Annotated in this window: 14 protein-coding genes; 13 read left to right on the top strand and 1 reads right to left on the bottom strand. The window is 38.1% G+C overall.

Annotated elements, in window-relative coordinates; all coding sequences use genetic code 11:
• Positions 1 to 35: 35 nt before the first annotated feature.
• The 13 genes from ACMN7X_RS00845 to ACMN7X_RS00905 all read left to right on the top strand — a co-directional run bounded on the left by ACMN7X_RS00845 (position 36) and on the right by ACMN7X_RS00905 (position 18933).
• Positions 36 to 3308, top strand: coding sequence for a GBS Bsp-like repeat-containing protein (locus ACMN7X_RS00845; RefSeq protein ID WP_418745615.1), 3273 nt, complete (start codon positions 36 to 38; stop codon positions 3306 to 3308).
• A 148-nt stretch (positions 3309 to 3456) separates the two neighbouring features.
• Complete coding sequence (gene rffA / locus ACMN7X_RS00850; RefSeq protein WP_418745616.1) at positions 3457 to 4584, top strand: dTDP-4-amino-4,6-dideoxygalactose transaminase; 1128 nt, start codon at positions 3457 to 3459, stop codon at positions 4582 to 4584.
• Between the two features lie 25 nt (positions 4585 to 4609).
• Entirely contained in the window at positions 4610 to 5626 is a 1017-nt protein-coding gene (locus tag ACMN7X_RS00855) for an NAD-dependent epimerase/dehydratase family protein (protein WP_418745617.1), read from the top strand.
• Positions 5627 to 5632: 6 nt separating this feature from the next.
• Positions 5633 to 6778 carry an ATP-grasp domain-containing protein gene (locus tag ACMN7X_RS00860; RefSeq protein ID WP_418745618.1) on the top strand — a complete coding sequence of 382 codons (1146 nt, stop codon included), beginning with the start codon at positions 5633 to 5635 and terminating at the stop codon, positions 6776 to 6778.
• The gene (locus ACMN7X_RS00865; protein ID WP_418745619.1) at positions 6775 to 7128 is read left to right on the top strand and encodes a transporter; all 354 of its coding nucleotides are present in this window, start codon (positions 6775 to 6777) and stop codon (positions 7126 to 7128) included. Before ACMN7X_RS00860 ends, ACMN7X_RS00865 begins: the two co-directional genes overlap by 4 nt.
• A gap of 1 nt (position 7129) precedes the next feature.
• On the top strand, positions 7130 to 7462 hold the full coding sequence (locus ACMN7X_RS00870; protein ID WP_418745620.1) for an EamA family transporter: 333 nt from the start codon (positions 7130 to 7132) through the stop codon (positions 7460 to 7462).
• A gap of 12 nt (positions 7463 to 7474) precedes the next feature.
• The gene (locus ACMN7X_RS00875; protein ID WP_418745621.1) at positions 7475 to 8437 is read left to right on the top strand and encodes a glycosyltransferase family 2 protein; all 963 of its coding nucleotides are present in this window, start codon (positions 7475 to 7477) and stop codon (positions 8435 to 8437) included.
• Complete coding sequence (locus ACMN7X_RS00880; protein WP_418745622.1) at positions 8427 to 11414, top strand: YfhO family protein; 2988 nt, start codon at positions 8427 to 8429, stop codon at positions 11412 to 11414. Before ACMN7X_RS00875 ends, ACMN7X_RS00880 begins: the two co-directional genes overlap by 11 nt.
• An 81-nt stretch (positions 11415 to 11495) precedes the next feature.
• Positions 11496 to 12911, top strand: a complete 1416-nt coding sequence (locus ACMN7X_RS00885) for an MBOAT family O-acyltransferase (protein WP_418745623.1) — start codon at positions 11496 to 11498, stop codon at positions 12909 to 12911.
• Between the two features lie 158 nt (positions 12912 to 13069).
• Entirely contained in the window at positions 13070 to 14116 is a 1047-nt protein-coding gene (locus ACMN7X_RS00890) for an alginate O-acetyltransferase AlgX-related protein (protein WP_418745624.1), read from the top strand.
• Between the two features lie 183 nt (positions 14117 to 14299).
• The gene (locus ACMN7X_RS00895; protein ID WP_418745625.1) at positions 14300 to 15535 is read left to right on the top strand and encodes an AAA family ATPase; all 1236 of its coding nucleotides are present in this window, start codon (positions 14300 to 14302) and stop codon (positions 15533 to 15535) included.
• Positions 15532 to 16200 carry an RloB family protein gene (locus ACMN7X_RS00900; protein WP_418745626.1) on the top strand — a complete coding sequence of 223 codons (669 nt, stop codon included), beginning with the start codon at positions 15532 to 15534 and terminating at the stop codon, positions 16198 to 16200. Before ACMN7X_RS00895 ends, ACMN7X_RS00900 begins: the two co-directional genes overlap by 4 nt.
• A gap of 207 nt (positions 16201 to 16407) precedes the next feature.
• Positions 16408 to 18933: a glycoside hydrolase family 3 N-terminal domain-containing protein gene (locus ACMN7X_RS00905; protein ID WP_418745627.1), complete on the top strand. Its 2526-nt coding sequence runs from the start codon at positions 16408 to 16410 to the stop codon at positions 18931 to 18933.
• A gap of 54 nt (positions 18934 to 18987) precedes the next feature.
• Here the strand turns inward: ACMN7X_RS00905 and ACMN7X_RS00910 are convergent, their stop codons facing one another.
• Positions 18988 to 19341: a sporulation initiation factor Spo0A C-terminal domain-containing protein gene (locus ACMN7X_RS00910; RefSeq protein WP_418745628.1), complete on the bottom strand. Its 354-nt coding sequence runs from the start codon at positions 19339 to 19341 to the stop codon at positions 18988 to 18990.
• Between the last annotated feature and the right edge of the window lie 132 nt (positions 19342 to 19473).

Consider the following 19473-nt stretch of genomic DNA (forward strand, 5'->3'; position numbering starts at 1 on the left):
GAACTTCTGCCGTGGTCTGCAAAGCTGCCGGAAATATGCCGGGTAAAATAAATATGGTTATTTGGTCGCCAGCAATGGCGGCCTATAAAATCAACGGTACCCATGATTTACCGTATACGACTTTAATAGCCGAACCGGCATTTGCAGATGATAATATTAATGAATCAGAAACCCTGGTTGAGGGCGAATCCAATGAAGAGGAATCTTCAAAAGAAACGGATGAAGTTATGAATGATTCAGGAGATACGGTGGCTTTAACCGAGACAGAAGCGGAAACAGAGCCATCAACCGAAGTTATTCGGGATAGCTCGGAAAATATACAGGTATATGCTAGTAGGCAGTCTATAGAAAAGAGTGTATCTGTGACAGAAAGTGGTAATGGCAAATATGCGATTCGAATTTCTGGAATTGAAGAGACTGATGTAAATAAAGTTTATGCACCAACATGGTCTGAGCCAAATCAAGGAGATATATGTTGGTATGTAGCTGAGAAACAGTCAGATGGTAGTTATATTGCCAATATCGACTTGAAGAATCATCGGAATCATCTGGGAAATTATATAACTCATATATATTTAGAGTCACAGAGTGGCGAAAAAACTGTTGTTGGCTCCACAAGTTTTAAGGCTGAATTAAGTGCCGGAGATTTTATAACAAATCTTCAGAATAGTGGTTACTCTATGCGGGTGAAGCTTGATAATGTAAATACACAGGGGGTAGAGAAGTCTGTTTATTTTGCAGTATGGAGTCGAGAAGATGGACAGGATGATCTTGTTTGGTATGAAGCTCAAAAAGACGGGGATGGGTATGCGGCAGATGTATGGTTTTATAATCATAAGGATTCTGGAGTATATGACATTCATACGTATATTAAAGATGAAAATGATAATATGTATTTTTTGAAATCGACGACTTTTAATGTCGATAGTCTTCCTAAAGAGGCATCAATCGAAGTGAGCGGTTCTGATAATTCAAGAGGAACATTTAATGTAGCTGTGTATTTAAATTACCCTGAAAGTGCTATATCAAAAGTATATGTCCCGGTATGGTGTAAAAAGGATCAGAGTGATATTCGCTGGTACGAGGCAACGAGACAATCGGATGGTAAATATTTTGTAGAAGTAGATATAAAAAATCATCAATATCACACAGGGCGGTATTTGATACATGCGTATGTTGAAAATAAGGATGGAAGTCAAAAAATTGTCGGCAGTACACAAACGAATGTAGAAGTTGGCGCCGATAAATTTTCAGTGTGCAATACGGAACAAGAATATATTAGAAAATTAACATTAAATTCGGTGGTTACTCAAGGAATAGATAAAAAAATATATTTCGCTGTTTGGAGTGCGAAAAACGGTCAGGATGATCTTTATTGGTATGAAGCTTCTGGCGATGCTGCAAATTATTCAGCAGATATATTATTACATAATCATGCAAGTACGGGTTTGTATTATGCGCATGCTTATATGGAGGACAAAAATGGAGGCATGCATTTTTTGAAAGGCTTGACATTCAACATTAGTAAAATACCTAGTGTATCTGAATTGACGATTACGGATATTAATAATAATTCAGGAACATTTAATGTAAATTTATATTTGGCCGAATCTTTGGATAATATATCAAAGGTGTATGTTCCGGTATGGTGTAAAGCAGATCAAAGTGATATTAAATGGTACGAAGCGGAAAGAAAAAGTGATGGCAGATACACAGTTCAGGTTAATGTGAAAAATCATCAGTACCATATTGGCGATTATACAATTCATTCTTATATTTTGGATAAAAAAAATAAATTGAATTTTATTAATTCAGCTAAATGTTCTTTGAAATTGAGTGCAGGAGAGTTTTATGATAGTAGTACAGGGAAGGACTATTCGGTCAAATTGACGCTTAATTCTGTGATTACACAGGGAATAGAGGATAGGGTGCTTTTTGCTGTTTGGAGCAAAAAAAACGGTCAAGATGATTTGCATTGGTATACGGCTAATAAAGACGGAACAGGCTATGCATTAGATGTATTATTGTATAACCATAAGGATACTGGAACATATATTGCGCATGCGTACATTAAGGATAGAAATGGCGGAATGAGTTTTCTTAAGGATATGACGTTTGAAGTTGATAGCTTACCGGAAGAAACTATCGAGGTATCAAACATTAATCAGAAAAACGGTACGTTTGATGTGAAGGTATTAACCAGTAGACCAACAGATGGAATTAAGTGTGTGTGGGTCCCGGTATGGTGTAGTGCGGATCAAAGCGATATTTATTGGTATAAGGCCGAGCGACAGGAAAATGGAGAGTATAAAGCAACTGTAGATGCTCTTAGGCATAAGTGGCATTCGGGAGATTATACAATTCATTCATATGCAGAATTGCCGAGTGGCGAGAAGCAATTTATTAAAGAGGATAAAATAAATATACAATTAGGGTATAAAGCTGTGTCTGAACGGATAGATTCTCGCTCAGCAAGAATCAGGCTGTATGGCGTAAGCGATGATGTTACAAAAATGGATTTTGCTGCATGGAGTGTGCAAGAGGGCTCAGATGATTTGGTATGGTACTCGGCAAAGAAAAACCCGGATGGTACATGGAGCGCAGATGTTCATAGCAAACGTCACAAGGTGGCCGGAGAATATGTCTGCCATATGTATATAACCTCGGGTGAAACCCAATTTGTGACAGAGACTACATTTAATATCGAAGAAAAATGGGAAAATACATGGCGTTGGATTGATGGGTATAAACGTTATATTAATTCAGATGGTGAAATTGATACAGATGTTTCCAGACTTGTCACAGGTCCATTTTATATTAAAGTTTATAAATGGTCGAATTATCTTATTGTTTTTGCAAAAGACGAATATGGTAATTATACAGTGCCGGTGAAGGCAATGATTACGTCCTGCGGCAATGGTACGCCAACAGGCACGTACTATTCGCCGAATAAATTTAGGTGGTTAACGATGGTTGGCGGTTCTAAAGCTCAATGGTGTACCCAGATTTCAGGTGATTATTTATTCCATTCAGTACCATATCGGGTGGCTGATCCAACAACATTATATACGGATTTAATGTATAATTATTTAGGCACGACTCAATCTTTAGGTTGTATACGTTTACAGGCTGGAGATGCTAAATGGATATATGATAACTGCTCATTGGGAACTCAAATATATATTACTCCGTATGAGTCTGGTGGCCCAATTGATAAGCCTTCATTTACCCCGGTTCCATCATGGCATACATGGGATCCAACAGATCCGACAATACATTATATGTGTGAACGCTATGGATGCCATTAAAGGAATTATTATAGTTGTAGTTTTAAGCTGAGCTATTATAAGTTATGGGATTTGGATGTTTCGTTCAAATCCCATAGTATTATTATGGTAATAGAAGTTGAGTTGGAAGACGTAAAGCTTTGAATATTAGTGTTTGGGGAGCGTTGTTATGATTAATTTTAATGAACCGCCATATGTAGAATCATGCTTGGCATATATACAAAATGCAATAAGAAACAAAAAAATATGTGGGGATGGAGAATATACTAAAAAATGTAATCAATGGCTTGAGACAAAAACAGGCATAAAGAAGGCATTATTGACAACTTCTTGTACTCATGCAACGGAACTGGCAGCGTTGCTGGCGGATATTAAAGAAGGTGATGAGGTTATTATGCCTTCGTATACATTTGTTTCCACGGCAGATGCTTTCGTATTACGGGGCGCTAAGGTTGTTTTTGTGGACATACGTCCAGATACGATGAATATTGATGAATTATTGATAGAGAATGCAATCACAGATAGGACAAAGGCAATTGTACCGGTTCATTATGCAGGTGTGGCGTGTGAAATGGATAAAATTATGGACATTGCACGGCAGCATCATTTGTGTGTTATTGAAGATGCAGCGCAGGGAGTGATGTCCAGCTATAAGGGGCAATCCTTAGGAGCGATTGGTGATTTTGGATGTTATAGTTTTCATGAAACAAAAAACTATAGTATGGGTGAAGGCGGAGCCCTTCTGATTCAAAATGAAAAAGATATTGAGAGTGCAGAGATTATTCGGGAAAAGGGAACGAACAGGAGCAAGTTTTTCAGAGGGCAGATTGACAAGTATACATGGGTGGATAGGGGTTCGTCTTATTTGCCAAGTGATTTAAATGCGGCTTATCTGTATGCTCAGTTAGAGGTTGCGGATAAGATTAATGATAAGCGTTTAAAAATATGGAATATGTATAAAGAAGGTCTTCAGGATTTGGAAGAAAAGGGAAAAATAAATCTCCCGTTTGTTCCGGAGGGCTGTGTTCATAATGGACATATGTTTTATTTGAAAGCAAGAGACTTAGAGGAAAGAACGAAATTGATTGAGTTTCTAAAAAGAAATGATATTCAGGCGGTATTCCATTATATTCCATTGCATTCAGCTCCGGCCGGAATGAAGTATGGAGTATTTTCCGGAGAAGATAAGTTTACAACAAAAGAGAGTGAACGGATATTAAGGCTTCCGATGTATTATACACTGGGAGAAGACAGCGTTGAATATATTATTGATAAGGTACACGAATTTTATAAATAGTGATTTAAATTAGAGGAGATACTTTATGATTGTTATTATTGGGGCCACAGGATTTATAGGAATGTATACGGTGGAACATTTTTTGAGTAAAGGATATGATGTGCTTGCAACAGGCAGAAACAAAGTGATGCTTGATAGTTTGAGGGGAAAGGGAGCAAAGACAGAGGTTCTTGACATTTCCAGGGCAGAGGACTTTGCTGTTTTACCAACAGAAAATGTTGAAGGTGTCATTTTGCTGGCAGGGCTTCTTCCGGCAAATACGCCGGTGGATATTTCTAAAGATGAAAATGCGGCAGATTATATGCGTATTAATGTAATTGGCACAATTAATGTTTTGGAATATTGCAGGAAAAATGGCATTCAGAAAGTGATTTCGACCTGTAGTTATGCGGACGTTATTAATTCATGGAAAAAAGGTGTAGCGCTGACTGAAGATGAACCAAGAAATTTTAAATATACCGGAGATCATGCAGTGTATGTTATATCAAAAAATGCAGCCAATGATGTCATGGAATATTACAATCAGCAGCATGGTATGCAATGTGCTTCTTTCAGGCTGCCGCCGGTATACGGGGTTGGACCTCATTCAGAAATATATGTGAATGGGAAATACTATAAAACAGGTATTCAGACATTTATAGAAAAGGCATCTTCGGGAGAGGATATTGAGATTTGGGGCGATCCGGAGATTTCGAGAGATATTATTTACGTAAAGGATGTGGCCAGAGCATTTGAATTGGCTTTGAAAAGTGATAAGACCAGGGGGCTCTATAATATGACCTCAGGAACAGAAGTAACTCTTGAGGAGCAGGTTCGAACTGTAATTGAAGTTTTTGGGGAAGGGAAGGATTCGGGCATTGTATATCGTCCAGAGAAACCGAATAATACGCCGTCATTTTTATTTGATATGACGAAAGCGAAAAGGGATTTTGGATTTTCTCCAGAGTATATATCGTATAAGGATATGATGATTGACTATAAAAAAGAACTGGAAAGCGGAAGATGGGATAGTTTTATTTTAAGCAGGAAAAAAGAGAAGTAGGTTAGTATGAAAAAGATAGTTATTATTGGCGCAAATTCCTTTCAGAATCCTTTGATTCTAAAGGCAAAAGAGATGGGGTATGAGACCCATGTGTTTGCATGGCAGGATGGCTCTATAGGAGAACGGACAGCAGATTATTTTTATCCTATCAGCATTATCGAAAAAGAGGAAATATTAGAAAAATGTAAAGAGATAGAGCCCGAGGCAGTTGTTACAATTGCATCGGATTTGGCCAATATTACAGTGCGGTACCTGGCTGAAAAATTAGGGATGCCATGCAATAGTGCGGAGAGTATTTATATATCAACCAATAAATATGCAATGCGTGAGGCTTTGAAGAAGCATGGGATACCGACACCGGGCTTTGTAAAAGTGGTTGAAGGGGATGATTATGAGAAAGCAATCTCGAATTTGAGTTTTCCATTGATTGTCAAGCCCACGGACCGTTCCGGAAGCCGGGGAATTACAAAAATCAGCAGTATTGATGAATTAAGGACTGCGGTAAGAGCTGCCGTAAAAGATTCCTTTGAAAAAAGTGCTATCATTGAAGAATATATTGATGGTGAAGAGTATAGCTGCGAGAGTATATCCTATGAGGGGATTCATCATACACTGGCGGTAACCAGAAAATATACGACAGGAGCACCGCACTTTATAGAGACAGGGCATGCGGAACCGGCAAATATAAATCGGGAAGTATATAATAAGATTGAAAAAGAGATACATCGCGCATTGGATGCGTTGAAAGTGCGTTATGGCGCATCCCATGCGGAATTTAAGATGGATGATAAAGGGAATATTCGGGTCATAGAGATTGGCTCCAGGATGGGAGGCGACTGTATTGGCTCGCATTTGGTATATTTATCCACAGGATATGACTTTGTCAAAATGGTGATTGATGTTGCTGCAGGAAAATCGCCCAAATTTGAGCAGGAGCGTACTCCGGCATATGCTGCCATTCGTTTCGTTTTTTCCCAGAAAGATTTAGATGTTTTTGAAGAACTCAAAGAGAAAAAACCGGAATCTATTTATTATGTGAGTGAAATAGAAGATATAGGTGAGCATGAAGTTGTAGATAGTTCAACAAGATTTGGATATTATATTTTTACTGCTCAAACTTATAATGAAGTAAAGGAAATATTAGAGCGATGAAAGAAAAAAAGGGAAGTAAGTTTTTGATATTGTTTTTTTTGCAGGTGATTGTTATCGTCTATACAATGTCAGGGGTGGCAGCTAAATTTGCCTCGCAGCATGCATTTCTTTCACCGGGCTTTATTTTGTGCTATGGCGCCGAGATAGTTATCTTAGGTATTTACGCCATTTTATGGCAGCAGATTATTAAAAGAGTGGATTTGTCCGTGGCTTATGCCAATCGGAGTGTTGCGTTGTTGTGGTCAATGCTTTGGGCCGGTTTGTTTTTTTCTGAGCATGTTACTATAAAAAATATTCTCGGTGTTGTTGTGGTGCTCATTGGCACTATGATTGTGAATAAGGAGGATTAGGATGATTTATTGGGCATGTATGTTTCTTTCTGTACTTGTTGCCTCTTTTTCACAGATATTGCTTAAGAAGAGTGCGGGAAAAAAGTATGATAATTTTATTAAGGAATATTTGAACCCGTATGTAATCATAGGCTATGGAATGATGGTAGGTTCGACAATCCTGACAATTTTGGCATATCGGGGAATTGCTTATAAAAATGGACCTGTGATTGAGTCGCTGGGATATATTTTGATTATGTTTCTAAGTTATTTGTTTTTTAAAGAACCCATTACCAAAAGAAAAGTTTTGGGGAATCTTTTGATTTTGCTGGGGATTTTTATATTTTACATTTAGGAGGAAGCATTTATGGACATTTCGGTGGTTATTCCGGTATATGGGTGTAAGGCGGCCCTTTGGGAATTGTATGAGCGACTTGTGAAGTCGGTATCGAAGATAACGAAAAGTTTTGAAATTATTCTTGTGAATGATGCGTGTCCTCAGAATTCCTGGGAAGTCATCCGGCAGATTTGTCAAAAGGATGTCAGAGTAAAGGGAATTGAATTATCCAGAAATTTTGGACAGATTAAAGCAATTACTGCAGGATTGGATTATTCTTCAGGGGATTGGGTTGTTGTTATGGATTGTGATCTTCAGGATCGCCCGGAGGAGATTATTAATTTATATAATAAAGCCCAGGAAGGTTATGATGTTGTTTTTGCCCGGCGTAAAAACAGGCAGGATTCTTTTTTGAAAGTTTTAGTGTCCAAAATATTTTATAAGATTTATTCTTTTGCTTCAGATGGAGATTATGATCCGGCCGTTTGTAATTTTAGCATTAGTAAAAGGATTGTTATTGAAAATTATTGTAAAATGCGGGAATTACACCGTGCGTTTGTTATTTATGTAAAATGGCTTGGGTTTAGACAAACAGTGATTGATGTCGAACACAATCAGAGAAAAGAAGGAAAATCCTCGTATGATATGAAAAAGCGTTTTAAAATGGCTGGAGAAATTTTAACATCACAGTCGGATAAGTTGTTGAAATTTACAGTCGGATTGGGATTTTTAATGACTTGTTTTTCCTTTCTGGTTATTATTTTTCTGGTTGTCAATTACTTTTTTGGAGATGTGGCAACGGGATGGACAAGTATTATAGCCACGAATTGTCTTATTGGCGGGATTATCATTATGGTTATTGGCCTGGTTGGGATATATGTAGGAAATATTTTTATGCAGACAAAACAAAGGCCGCTGTATGTTGTACGCCAGATTCTAAATGAAGAAGAAAGGTTTGAGGGTAATGATAGAAGGAGCAAAGTTGAAAGATAGAAAGGTAGTATTAGGGGCCTTTAGCTTAGCTCTTATATTTTCTATTGTTTTTATTTTTGGAGATTTCCTTTGTGGTAATAAATTTTTTATGTTCAATGATGTTGGAAGTGATACATTAAATCAGTACTATCCCTTTTATATAAGCTTGATTTCGAGGATTAAAGATGGAACATTTGGTGTTTGGAATAGCCAGCATGCATTAGGGACAAGTATGATTAATAATGTTTCGCAGACACTGGATCCATTTGGCCTTATTGTTATTATACCAGGTCTTATTGCAGGCATTGAAACAGTTAAATATATGTTGGTTATTATGCAGATTGCTAAAATTTTAGCATCTGCATATTTGTGTAGAATATATTTAAAATTATTTAACATCTCCGAGGTGGCAGCATGTTTGGGCGCATATTTATATGCGTTTAACGGCTATTTAATGTTATGGGGACAACATTATATTATGGGAACTGGAAGTGTTTATTTAGTGTTGATATTGTTTTTCCTTGAAAGTAGTATCAGGAAGCGTCAGCATAAGTGGAAGGCATTCCTTTCTGTTTCTGTCATGTTCTCTATGATATACAGTTATTATATGGCATACATGATTTTAATGTTTTGCGGCATGTATTTTATTGTGAGAATTTTTTACCCCGGCGATGCAATGACATGGCTGGGACGTATAAAAATGTCAGTAAGCATTTTGATTGCGGTTGTGTCGGGAATTATGTTGTCTGGCGTTATTTTATTGCCATCAGCAGCCTATTTGTTTAATAGTTCTTCAAGGTTAAATTCAGGCTCTTCTTTAGTTAGCCGATTTTTGGAATATTTTCTTTCTATATCGCCGTTGAATCATATAGGTCAGACAGTTAGTCGGTTAATATCAAACAATTTACTGTATATAGACGGAAATGCATTGCCGGGATGGGGGAATTATTATGAAATGCCCACGGTGTTTTATACAGTATTTATTTTTATGATTTTTACCCAGTTTATAGCGTGGATTATCAGGAATATAAGTAAAGAATACAATAAATCAGTTTATTATATTTTTTGTGTATGCGTATGCATATTTTTTATGTTCAATAGAGGAATTTCTATGGCATTTAATGGATTTGCTTATCCTCAGGGACGATATATGTTTGTTATAATTCCAATGTTTGCACTGATGACAGGGATTGTGTGGAGCGAGTGTATAGAGAAGGCTAGAATTAGTATTTGCGGAGTGATTTGTGGAATATCTGTTAGTATTTTTATTTTAATGTATTCATTTTTTAAAGCTTCAGGAGAGGTGAAGAGTTATAGTATTGTTTATGGCATTTTGGTTTTGATTTTTGCAGGAACGCTTATTTATATTGTTAGAAATAAAATTCATAGAGAGTTAGCATTCTTCGTGTTACTTGGCCTGTTTTTGGTGACGACGATAATGGATAATTATATTACAAATAATCAAAGAAATTGCGTAACTAAAGCGGATTTTTTGCAGGAAAATGGCTATGACATGAAGGTAAATAGTACATTGGCAGCTTTAGATTATTTGAAACAAAATGATAAGTCGGTGTATCGTGTGGAAAAAAATTATATAGACTTTACAAAGTACGGAGATCCTGTACTGGAAGGCTATGGTTCTGTAACAGATTACAACAGTACAGTAAATAGAAATGTAGCAGATTTTTATAATCATCTGTATAGCAGTGCAAATTATTTGGCTGCTTTTAGGGCGTTTAGTTTTAAAAATAAAACTGATATTATTCCGTTGCAGATGCTAAATGTGAAATATTATTTATCAAGAGGTCCGAGGAATTATGATGAATTTGAATATGTAGATACAGTGGATGGGATTTACATTTACAAAAACAAGTATGCGGAATCTATTGCCCGTTGGTACGAACAAACGATTTCTAAGGATGAGTGCGAGGCGATGCTGGAGGAGGATAGGAAGACCTTTGTTTTAGATATGGCAATTGTTGAAGGAGAAGGTGAAGTTTTTAGCTCAGAGGAGGCCAGGAAGGCAGAAATTGGCACTTTTACTGAAACGGCTAGTGGCCATATTGAAGGGAATATAAAAGTATCGCAGTCAGGTCTTTTAATGTTGGCAATTCCAGACCAGCAGGGATGGACGGTGTGTGCTAATAGTAATCAACAGGATATTATTAATACAAACTATGGATTTATAGGTGTGAAATTGAATCCAGGGGATTATAAGATTGAGGCAGTATATACAATTCCATATTTAAAAGAAGGTATGCTGGTGAGTTTGCTTGGGGGTATCCTTTTTGTACTACAGCTTGTTTTTAGTATCTTTATGGCACACAACAATGAACAAGAAGTGATATTATTGGGGCAATACAAGCAGTTAAGTAGGGTAGAAACTGTAGCAAAAGAATCAAGCAGAAAAAAAGTAAAAGTATCCTTTGTTTTAGTACTCATGATTTGTCTGATTGGCGGAGTAATGTTTTACAAAATCAAGAAAGGTTTAGAGACGAATCCGAGGATTGATATAGAGGTGGATGGCGATACTGTCGTGTATGAGGGGATAGATTATTCACCGGTTTATAATTTCGAATACTATATTCATCATTATAAAGATATAGAGGAAGCCTATAGTGATGATGAAGAAGCGGCCTTTAGACATTTTGTGGAATATGGAATGAGTGAAGGACGCCAGGCAAATGAAAATTTTGATGTTGTTTCATACATATATCAATATCAAGATTTGCGTCGAGTGTTTGGAAATGATTTGAAGTTATATTATAAGCATTATGCAGAACATGGATATATTGAAGGGAGAATAGCTACAGGATGTTCTGAAATGCAGGATTATCTTACCGAATTAGATGGTGTTGATTATTCAGATGTGTATGATTACAATTACTATGTTAAGAGATATGAAGATGTTAGAGATGCATATGGATATGATGATTTAGCTGTACTTACTCAATTTGCTAAATATGGTATGAAAATGGGCCGAAAAGGGTGTCAGTAATTAAAATGTGTTGATATGACTATATTCGGATTTTACATGTTATTTCCAATATTACATAAAAGATGGAGGGAATTATAAAAAATGGCAATAACAAGCATGTTGTTTCTTTTTTGCTTTTTGCCTTTATCGCTTGCGGTGTATTATATTGCAAATGATGAGGTAAAAGAGTATGTTTTGTTGGCTTTAAGTCTGCTCTTTTATGCTTTGGGGTCATTGAAGTATTTTTTCATATTTACTACGGTAGTATTCATTACTGTTGCAATAGGAAGAGGCATTTATAAAGAGGAGCATAAAGGAATAAAAAAGTGTTTGCTGATATTCGGAATATTGGTGAATGTAGGTGTTCTTGGATATTATAAATATGCTGATTTTGCAATTTCGACTGTAAATAATATTTTTGGCTCTGAGTTTGAACTCAGAAATTTATTGCTCCCTCTTGGGATATCATTTTTTACTTTTAAGGCAATATCATTTTTGGCAGATATATATACTCAAAAGATTGATCTGACAAATGTCCCGGTTTTACATGATGCTCTATATCTATCTTTTTTTGCACAAATACAGTCAGGCCCTCTGACCAGATACAGCAACAGTTTTTGTGTGAAGAAGGAAGAACGGGGAAATCTTTTTTCTGACGGTGTATTCCGGTTCCTCATTGGATTTAATAAAAAGGTACTATTGGCTAATATATTAGCGAATATTACGACGGAAGTTTTTTCGAACTCTTTTGATAATTTTTCCAGCGCATATGCATGGTTAGGCTCAATATGCTATTCTTTACAATTGTTTTATGATTTTGCCGGTTATTCGGATATGGCCATTGGAATTTCGGAAATGTTTGGCTACAGATGTATGGAAAACTTTAAGTATCCATATATGACAGAATCTGTGTCAAAGTTCTGGCGCAGATGGCATATTTCATTGAGTCAGTGGTTCAGAGATTATATCTATATTCCATTAGGCGGCGCCAGATCCCCAAAAAGAATAAGAGTATATTTTAATTTATTTATTGTGTGGATCCTAACCGGAATATGGCATGGCTCCGCTTGGAATTTCGTCTTTTGGGGAGTAGGTTATTTTATTTTGATTGCTTTTGAAAAAGCAACAGGACTTCCGGATAAGCTAAGGACAAAGGCGTGTAAGAGCATATATAGAATTTTGACGCTCATATTTATCAATTGTCAATGGGTTATTTTCAGGGCAAGTGATTTAATGACGGGGCTTAGATTTTTAAAGAGAATGTTTATTCCAACAATAAACGGTCTTGCCGATTTAAGGACCATGTTTCTTATTAAGGATTATTTTGCTTTTATTTTGGCAGCGATTATTTTGTGCGTTCCTATAGTTCCATGGATTGATGAGAAGTTAGAAAAGAAAAAGTGGGCGAAGTATACATATGAAATTGTTATTGGAATTCTGACGGTACTTTTATTTGTATGGGGAATGTCATTTGTTGTTTCAGGACAGAATAATCCTTTTGCCTATGCTAATTTCTAGGAGGTGAAAGAGGGATTATGGAAAATTCTTTAAAAAAATTTCTTGCGATATTTTTTGTGGCAGTTTTATTTATAGGCTTTATAAGAAATGGGGCATATCTACAGATTCAGAGTTTGTCTCAATATTTGCAACAAGATGCAAAAGCCTTAGAAGAAGGATTGTTAACTATAGACGGAATTGAGGCAGAGTTTTCATCGGAGCTGTTTAATCAAAGAGATTTAATTAATGTTAATGGCTATATGGCAAAGAAGTTACATATGCAGGGATTTTATAGTGATATGGGAATGTATATTACAGATGATTTATATATCGTGTCGGCATCCCAGAAAACATCAACAGATTATGAATATGAACAGACAATGGCTTTTAAACAATTCCTTGATGCGAATGGAATAAAATTATTGTATGTGAATGAGCCTACAAAGTATATTGATGACAGCCTGTTTAGAAATGAGTTTGGAATTGAAACCTATAGCAACAGAAACACGGATTTGTTTTTGAGCCGGATTAGAAATGAAGGAGTTAATGTGGTTGATCTGAGGGAGTGTCTAGAAGAAGATGGTATAAATATATCGGATTTATTTTATAGAACGGATCACCACTGGACAACCAGGGCCGGTTTATGGGCAGCGGGGAAAATTGCGGAGGGCTTAAATGCCTATTGTGGATATAACATAAATCCACTATTATATGATGAGTCAAATTATGCATTCACGGATTGGCATGAATGTTGGTTGGGTGAGCAGGGAAGGAAAGTGGCCCAGTCCTATGTCGGACTTGATGATTATACGGAGATTAAACCAAATTTCAATACAAACTATACATTTAAGACGGATGAAGGCTGCTATGATGGGACTTTTGATAATTTTATAAATGAAGGCGTTTATAATACAGAAAATGACGTTTATGAGAATATAAGCTGGCATTATGCCTACTCTCAAATTAACTGTATAAATAACAATATTCCGGACGGAAAAGTACTCGTTTTGGGTGATTCCTATGAACAGGTGACGGAACCATTTATTTCATTGGGGGTTCATGAGGTTGACAGCCTGATTCTTCGCAATTATGATTCTTCTTTTAATTTAAGAAACTATATACTTGAAAATGGGCATGATACGGTGATCATTGCCTATGCCCAATTTATGGTGGGAGCCCATGACGATGAATCCTCTGCGAATTACAGAATGTTTACATTTGAGTAGTTATGTTGATCTTTTGTCTCATTTGCCTGATTGAACGAGATGGCATCCAATCAGAGTGTTTCTATAAATAAAAATCCGGATTATAAATTGAATTTAAAAAAAATAATTTTTGAAAACCTGAATAAAACTTGACTTTGATGGCCATAATTCCTATAATGAAATTGGATGGAAAGGAGGAAGGCTATGCTTTGTCAGTTTTTGTTTCAGAATTTTAAGTCCTATAAGGGAGAAACGGTTTTTGATTTTCAGGCTGCTGCTATTCCTGAATTTGTGGAGTCTTTGCTGACATGTAAAGTGAAAACAAAAGAGAACAAGGAAATAAAAGGAGCGTATTTGCTTCCAGTCGGTGTTGTTTATGGGCCAAATGGAGGTGGAAAATCAAATCTTCTTCGGGCCCTCTCCTGTCTGATTTCTATAGTTGTAAAGCCAATTTATGATTTGGAGAAGACACGCGAAAGCATCATTATTCAGCAAAGAGTCAATTATGAGCCTTTTTTGTTGGATGAAACATCCAGAGAACAGCCCACGGAATTTGAAATTTTTTTTTGTCAGGGTAAGAATGAATACCGTTATTATTTGGCTTTGTTAAATGAAGAAATTGTTTCTGAATCCTTGTATTGGAGGGCGATTGGAGGCAGACGTAGCGGTACAGTCTTCGAGAGAGAATATTCTAAAATTGAATTGGGACCAAGCATAAGCAAGGCAAGCATTAATACGTCTGTTAACCCTAAGATGCCTTACTTGTCATTTTTGGCGATTAATTATAATATCCCTGTGATTGCTGAAGTACAAAGATGGTTTGAATCCTGTATTATTCGGAATTACGCTAATCCGGCTGTGAATCATATGATTATGTTTTCACAAAATGATTCTGTTAAAAACCGGATTATCCAGGCTTTAAATGATATGGGAATCGACCTTTCAGGTTACCGGTTTGATGATGAAGAAAAGCAGCTTTATACACAGAGAACTGTGAACGGAAAAGTTTACGAGTTAAAATACTCGGATGAATCGGATGGCACTAAGAAGCTGATTGCGGCATTGCCAGTTCTGCTGCTTGCCTTGCAGGAAGGCCGTCTGGTAATCATTGATGAACTGGATGCGAAACTACATCCGAAACTGCTCCGTTATGTGATTTCTTTGTTTAAGAATCCAAAGCTGAATACCAGGGGTGCGCAGCTTTTGTTTACTTCCCACGATATGACGACCATGCGGAACACGGTATTTCGTCGGGATGAGATCTGGTTTGCAGCAGAGAATTCAAACCACGAGAGTGAGATTTATTCTCTGTATGAGATTCGCCGAGAGGATAACGAGCGCGTAAATAGTACAGCCGCATTTGATAAGCAATATATGGAAGGCAGATACGGAGCGGATCCATATCTGACGAATATGCTTTCAGGGGGCGATTGGACATGAGTTTAAAGCCTCCAAAGAAAAGCGACTTGAATAAAGGATGGATGAAAAAACGTCTTGATAGAAAAATCAAAATCCAGCCGGAGTACCATTTAATTGTTACGGAAGGGACAAATACAGAGCCGCAGTATTTTCAAACGATAAAGGATATTGTTAATCAGCAATATCGAGAAAAAATTCAGCTTGACATTTATGGTGAAGGGGATAATACACTCAGCTTGTTTGAAAAAGCCAAAAATCGGGCGAGCGAGAGCCCGAACGGATATAAGCATGTTTGGGTGGTTTATGATACGGACGATTTTCCGGCGGATCACATTAATCGTACGGCAGAGTTATGTGTTCAGAACACAACGGATGAAACACAGTACCATGCGGTGTGGTCAAACCAGTGTATAGAGCTATGGTTTCTCCTGCATTTCAGCTATTTCCACTCGGATATCCATCGAAAGGAATATTGGCCCAAATTGACCGATTGGCTGCAGAGTATTGAGAAAGGCGAATATTCCAAGGGACGGGAGGATATGTATGATATTCTCAGGCCATACATGGATCAGGCAATTCGGTACGCCAAAAAGCTGGATGAAACAAACGCTGAAAGATCTCCGGCAAATTCTGCACCGGGTACAAAGGTGTATGAACTAATTGAAAAATTAAGACCATATTTATAATGATATAGTCAATAAATGTTAAAACGGTATTTAAATTTGATTTTATAGAGTGTGTATTTGTGGTAGGAAGCTTATAAAAAAATGGATTTTTTTAGAATAAGCTTCCTTCTTGCATTCTCCTAAATGTTTTGATATAATCATATCGGATTTTACATGTGGTTAACATTTGGTTAACCATAAAAGATAAAAAGAGGTTGGTTGTCTGGTATGAAAAAGGTTGGTATTGGCAGATATATAATGTGTGTTTTTACTGCCATTATTGCAATTTTGGCGGGACTCATTGTTAGCTTGGTGTTCTGGGTTTTAAGGACCTGGGCAAATCTGAAGGCGGATGAGTTGATTTATCAGTTGAATGCGCCAATGGAAGGAACAAACACGGATATCATTATGGATGCGGTAAAATCCTGTGTTCCTGTTATGATCTTGTGTCTGGCGGCGGTGATCGGATTATTTATTTTATTTCGGAAGAAGAAGCTGTTCTGGCTTGTTATGCCGTTGGTGATCATTGCGTCGTTGGCGGCGGCGGCTGGCGCGTTGAAGCATGGCTGGGATGAGCTGGAGATGACGGAATATCTGGAAAATAAGGATAAGGATACAGGCTTTATTGATGGCAATTATATCTCCCCATCCAGTATTCAGATGGAATTCCCGGAAAAGAAGAGAAATCTGATCTACATTTTCCTTGAATCGATGGAAGTGACCTATGCGGATAAGGAAAATGGCGGCGCCTTTGATGTGAATTTTATTCCTGAATTGACAACGCTGGCCCAGGAAAATGAAGATTTTTCGGGTTCGGACAGCGCTTTAAACGGCGGTTATGATATGCCGTCCACGACATGGACAGTGGCGGCGCTTTTTGCCCAGTCTTCCGGTCTGCCGTTGACAATTTCGATTGAACGCAATTCAATGAATACTCAGGAAACGTTTATGCCAAATGTTATAACGACCGGGGATATATTGGAAGAGGCCGGTTATAATCAGATGTTTTTGATCGGATCGGATGCAACTTTTGGTGGCCGCCGCCTGTTGTTCACGGATCACGGCAATTTTACGATTCATGACTTGATTTATGCCGGTGATTCGGGAAGACTGCCGAAGGGCTATTATGAATGGTGGGGCTACAGGGATTCCCTGTTGTTCGAATATGCGAAGGAAGAGCTGGAAGATTTGTCTTCGCAGGAAGAGCCTTTCAATTTGACAATGCTGACGGTGGATACCCATTTTGAGGACGGCTTCGTCTGCGATTTATGCGGCGATGAGTTTGGTGATAATCAATATGGCAATGTCATGGCCTGCTCCAGCCGGCAGGTGACTGAGTTTGTTCATTGGATTCAGCAGCAGGATTTTTATGAAAATACAACGATTGTTATTTCGGGCGACCATCACACGATGGATGGGGATTTCTGTGAAGATGTTGATGAGGACTATGTGCGCCGGGTCTATACGACCATTATTAATCCGGCAGTTGAAGTGGCGGATCCCGCTAACCGAAGAGATTTCACAACTTTTGATATGTTCCCGACAACGTTGGCCAGCATTGGCGTTAAGATTCAGGGCAACCGATTGGGGCTTGGAACCAATCTCTTCTCTGATGAGCCGACGCTGCTTGAAACTTACGGAATGGAAGAAATGAAAGTGGGCGTGAGCAGTAAGTCCGAGCTGATGGATTATTTTACGGCGGAGGTTGATGAAGAGAAGGTTGAAGAGGCCAAGGCGCCGAAGGAGGAGGACGGTCCTAAAAAGTGGTATGAGCAGAAGCTTGAGAGTATGACTTTGGAGGAAAAGGTTGCTCAGATGTTTATTGTTTCTCCGGAGGAGGTTTCCGGGACATGGCAGATGACGGAGGCAGATGATACGCTGAAATGGAGTCTTGAACGGTATCCGGTCGGCGGATTGGTTTATGATTCGGATAATATTGAAAACAGAGAACAGTTTTCCGCATTGATTTCAGGCAGTCAGCAATATATGCAGGAACGTATGGGCATGCCTCTTTTCGAATGTATGATCGAAGAGAGCGGTGACGGCAGCGTTTTGGCTGCGAACCCGGAGATGGGTGTTCCGAGGACTGAAAATGCAGGCGATATACAGACAGAGCAGCAGGCAAAGGATGTGGGCGAGACGATCGGCCGGTATCTGGCTGAATTGGGCATTAATCTGAATGTGGCCCCGGATGTGTCCGTGGGCTCGGAAAAGGCCCAGAGTGAGCTGAATGGATTCCATAGATACGGTGTTTTCGGAATGACGAAATATTTCCCGGGCTACGGTGATTTTGAAACTGAGCGGACAATAGAGGATCTGCTGGCCAATGAGCTTTATCCATTTGATCAGGCGTCGCGCCAAAAAAATGAATTTATAATGGTTGGACACACAGCAGTTCCGGGGATAACGGGGGATTATACTCCGGCATCCCTATCGGGGCAGATGGTTTATGAGACACTTCGAAAGCTGATCGGATATAAGGGAATCATTATGACCGATGCGTTAAATAAGGATGAGATCGCATACAATTATGGTACGGGTTATGCTTCGATTGCGGCGATTCAGGCCGGCTGTGATGTATTGTTCTGTCCGTATGATTTCCAGACAGCCTATTACAGCGTGCTGAACGCGGTATATGATGGGACGATTTCTGAGGATAGGATCAACGAATCGGTGACCAGAATTCTGAAGGCAAAACAGGAATTGGTGCTTTGGGATATGCTGGATGAAAAAATGGAAGGGCCCCTGGAATAACAGAATATAAGGATATTTAAGGCTTGCATCCAAATGTGAATGCAAGCCTTATTTTCAGCAGTTTTCCTCTCGCATTTTCTTTTCTACCTCTTCCGCAAAAATCTCGATGATCTCTCTTGGAAAAGGGCGATTGTAAAGAATAATGCCGCATTGTTCTTTAAAGTATTCATAGCCGCAATTTTGCCAGAAGGCGTCGCGGAGTGTTCGGAGATTTTTCTCAACCGATGTCGGCGAGACCCCATAATGCTCAGCGACTTTCACGTACACTTCATTATAAATGCGGCAAAGGCGGGATTCATTTTCAATCACAAGAAGAATAGCATATTCGAGAAACGGGTATCCTTTGTATGCTTTGGAAATTCGTGCCTGCAGCAGGACTTCCCGAATCTTCAGTTCTAAATCGGACATCATAGAGGTGCCGATGGCGGGTAAATTTATTGTATAACAAAATTAAAAATAAAGAAATATGTTTTCAGAAAAAAATTTGTATTATATAATGAAATTAATTCAGTTATTAATATTAAGCAAAGGGGAGAAAGG

Origin of the sequence: Frisingicoccus sp. (genome assembly GCF_048388605.1) — a bacterium.
GTDB lineage: Bacteria > Bacillota > Clostridia > Lachnospirales > Lachnospiraceae > Frisingicoccus.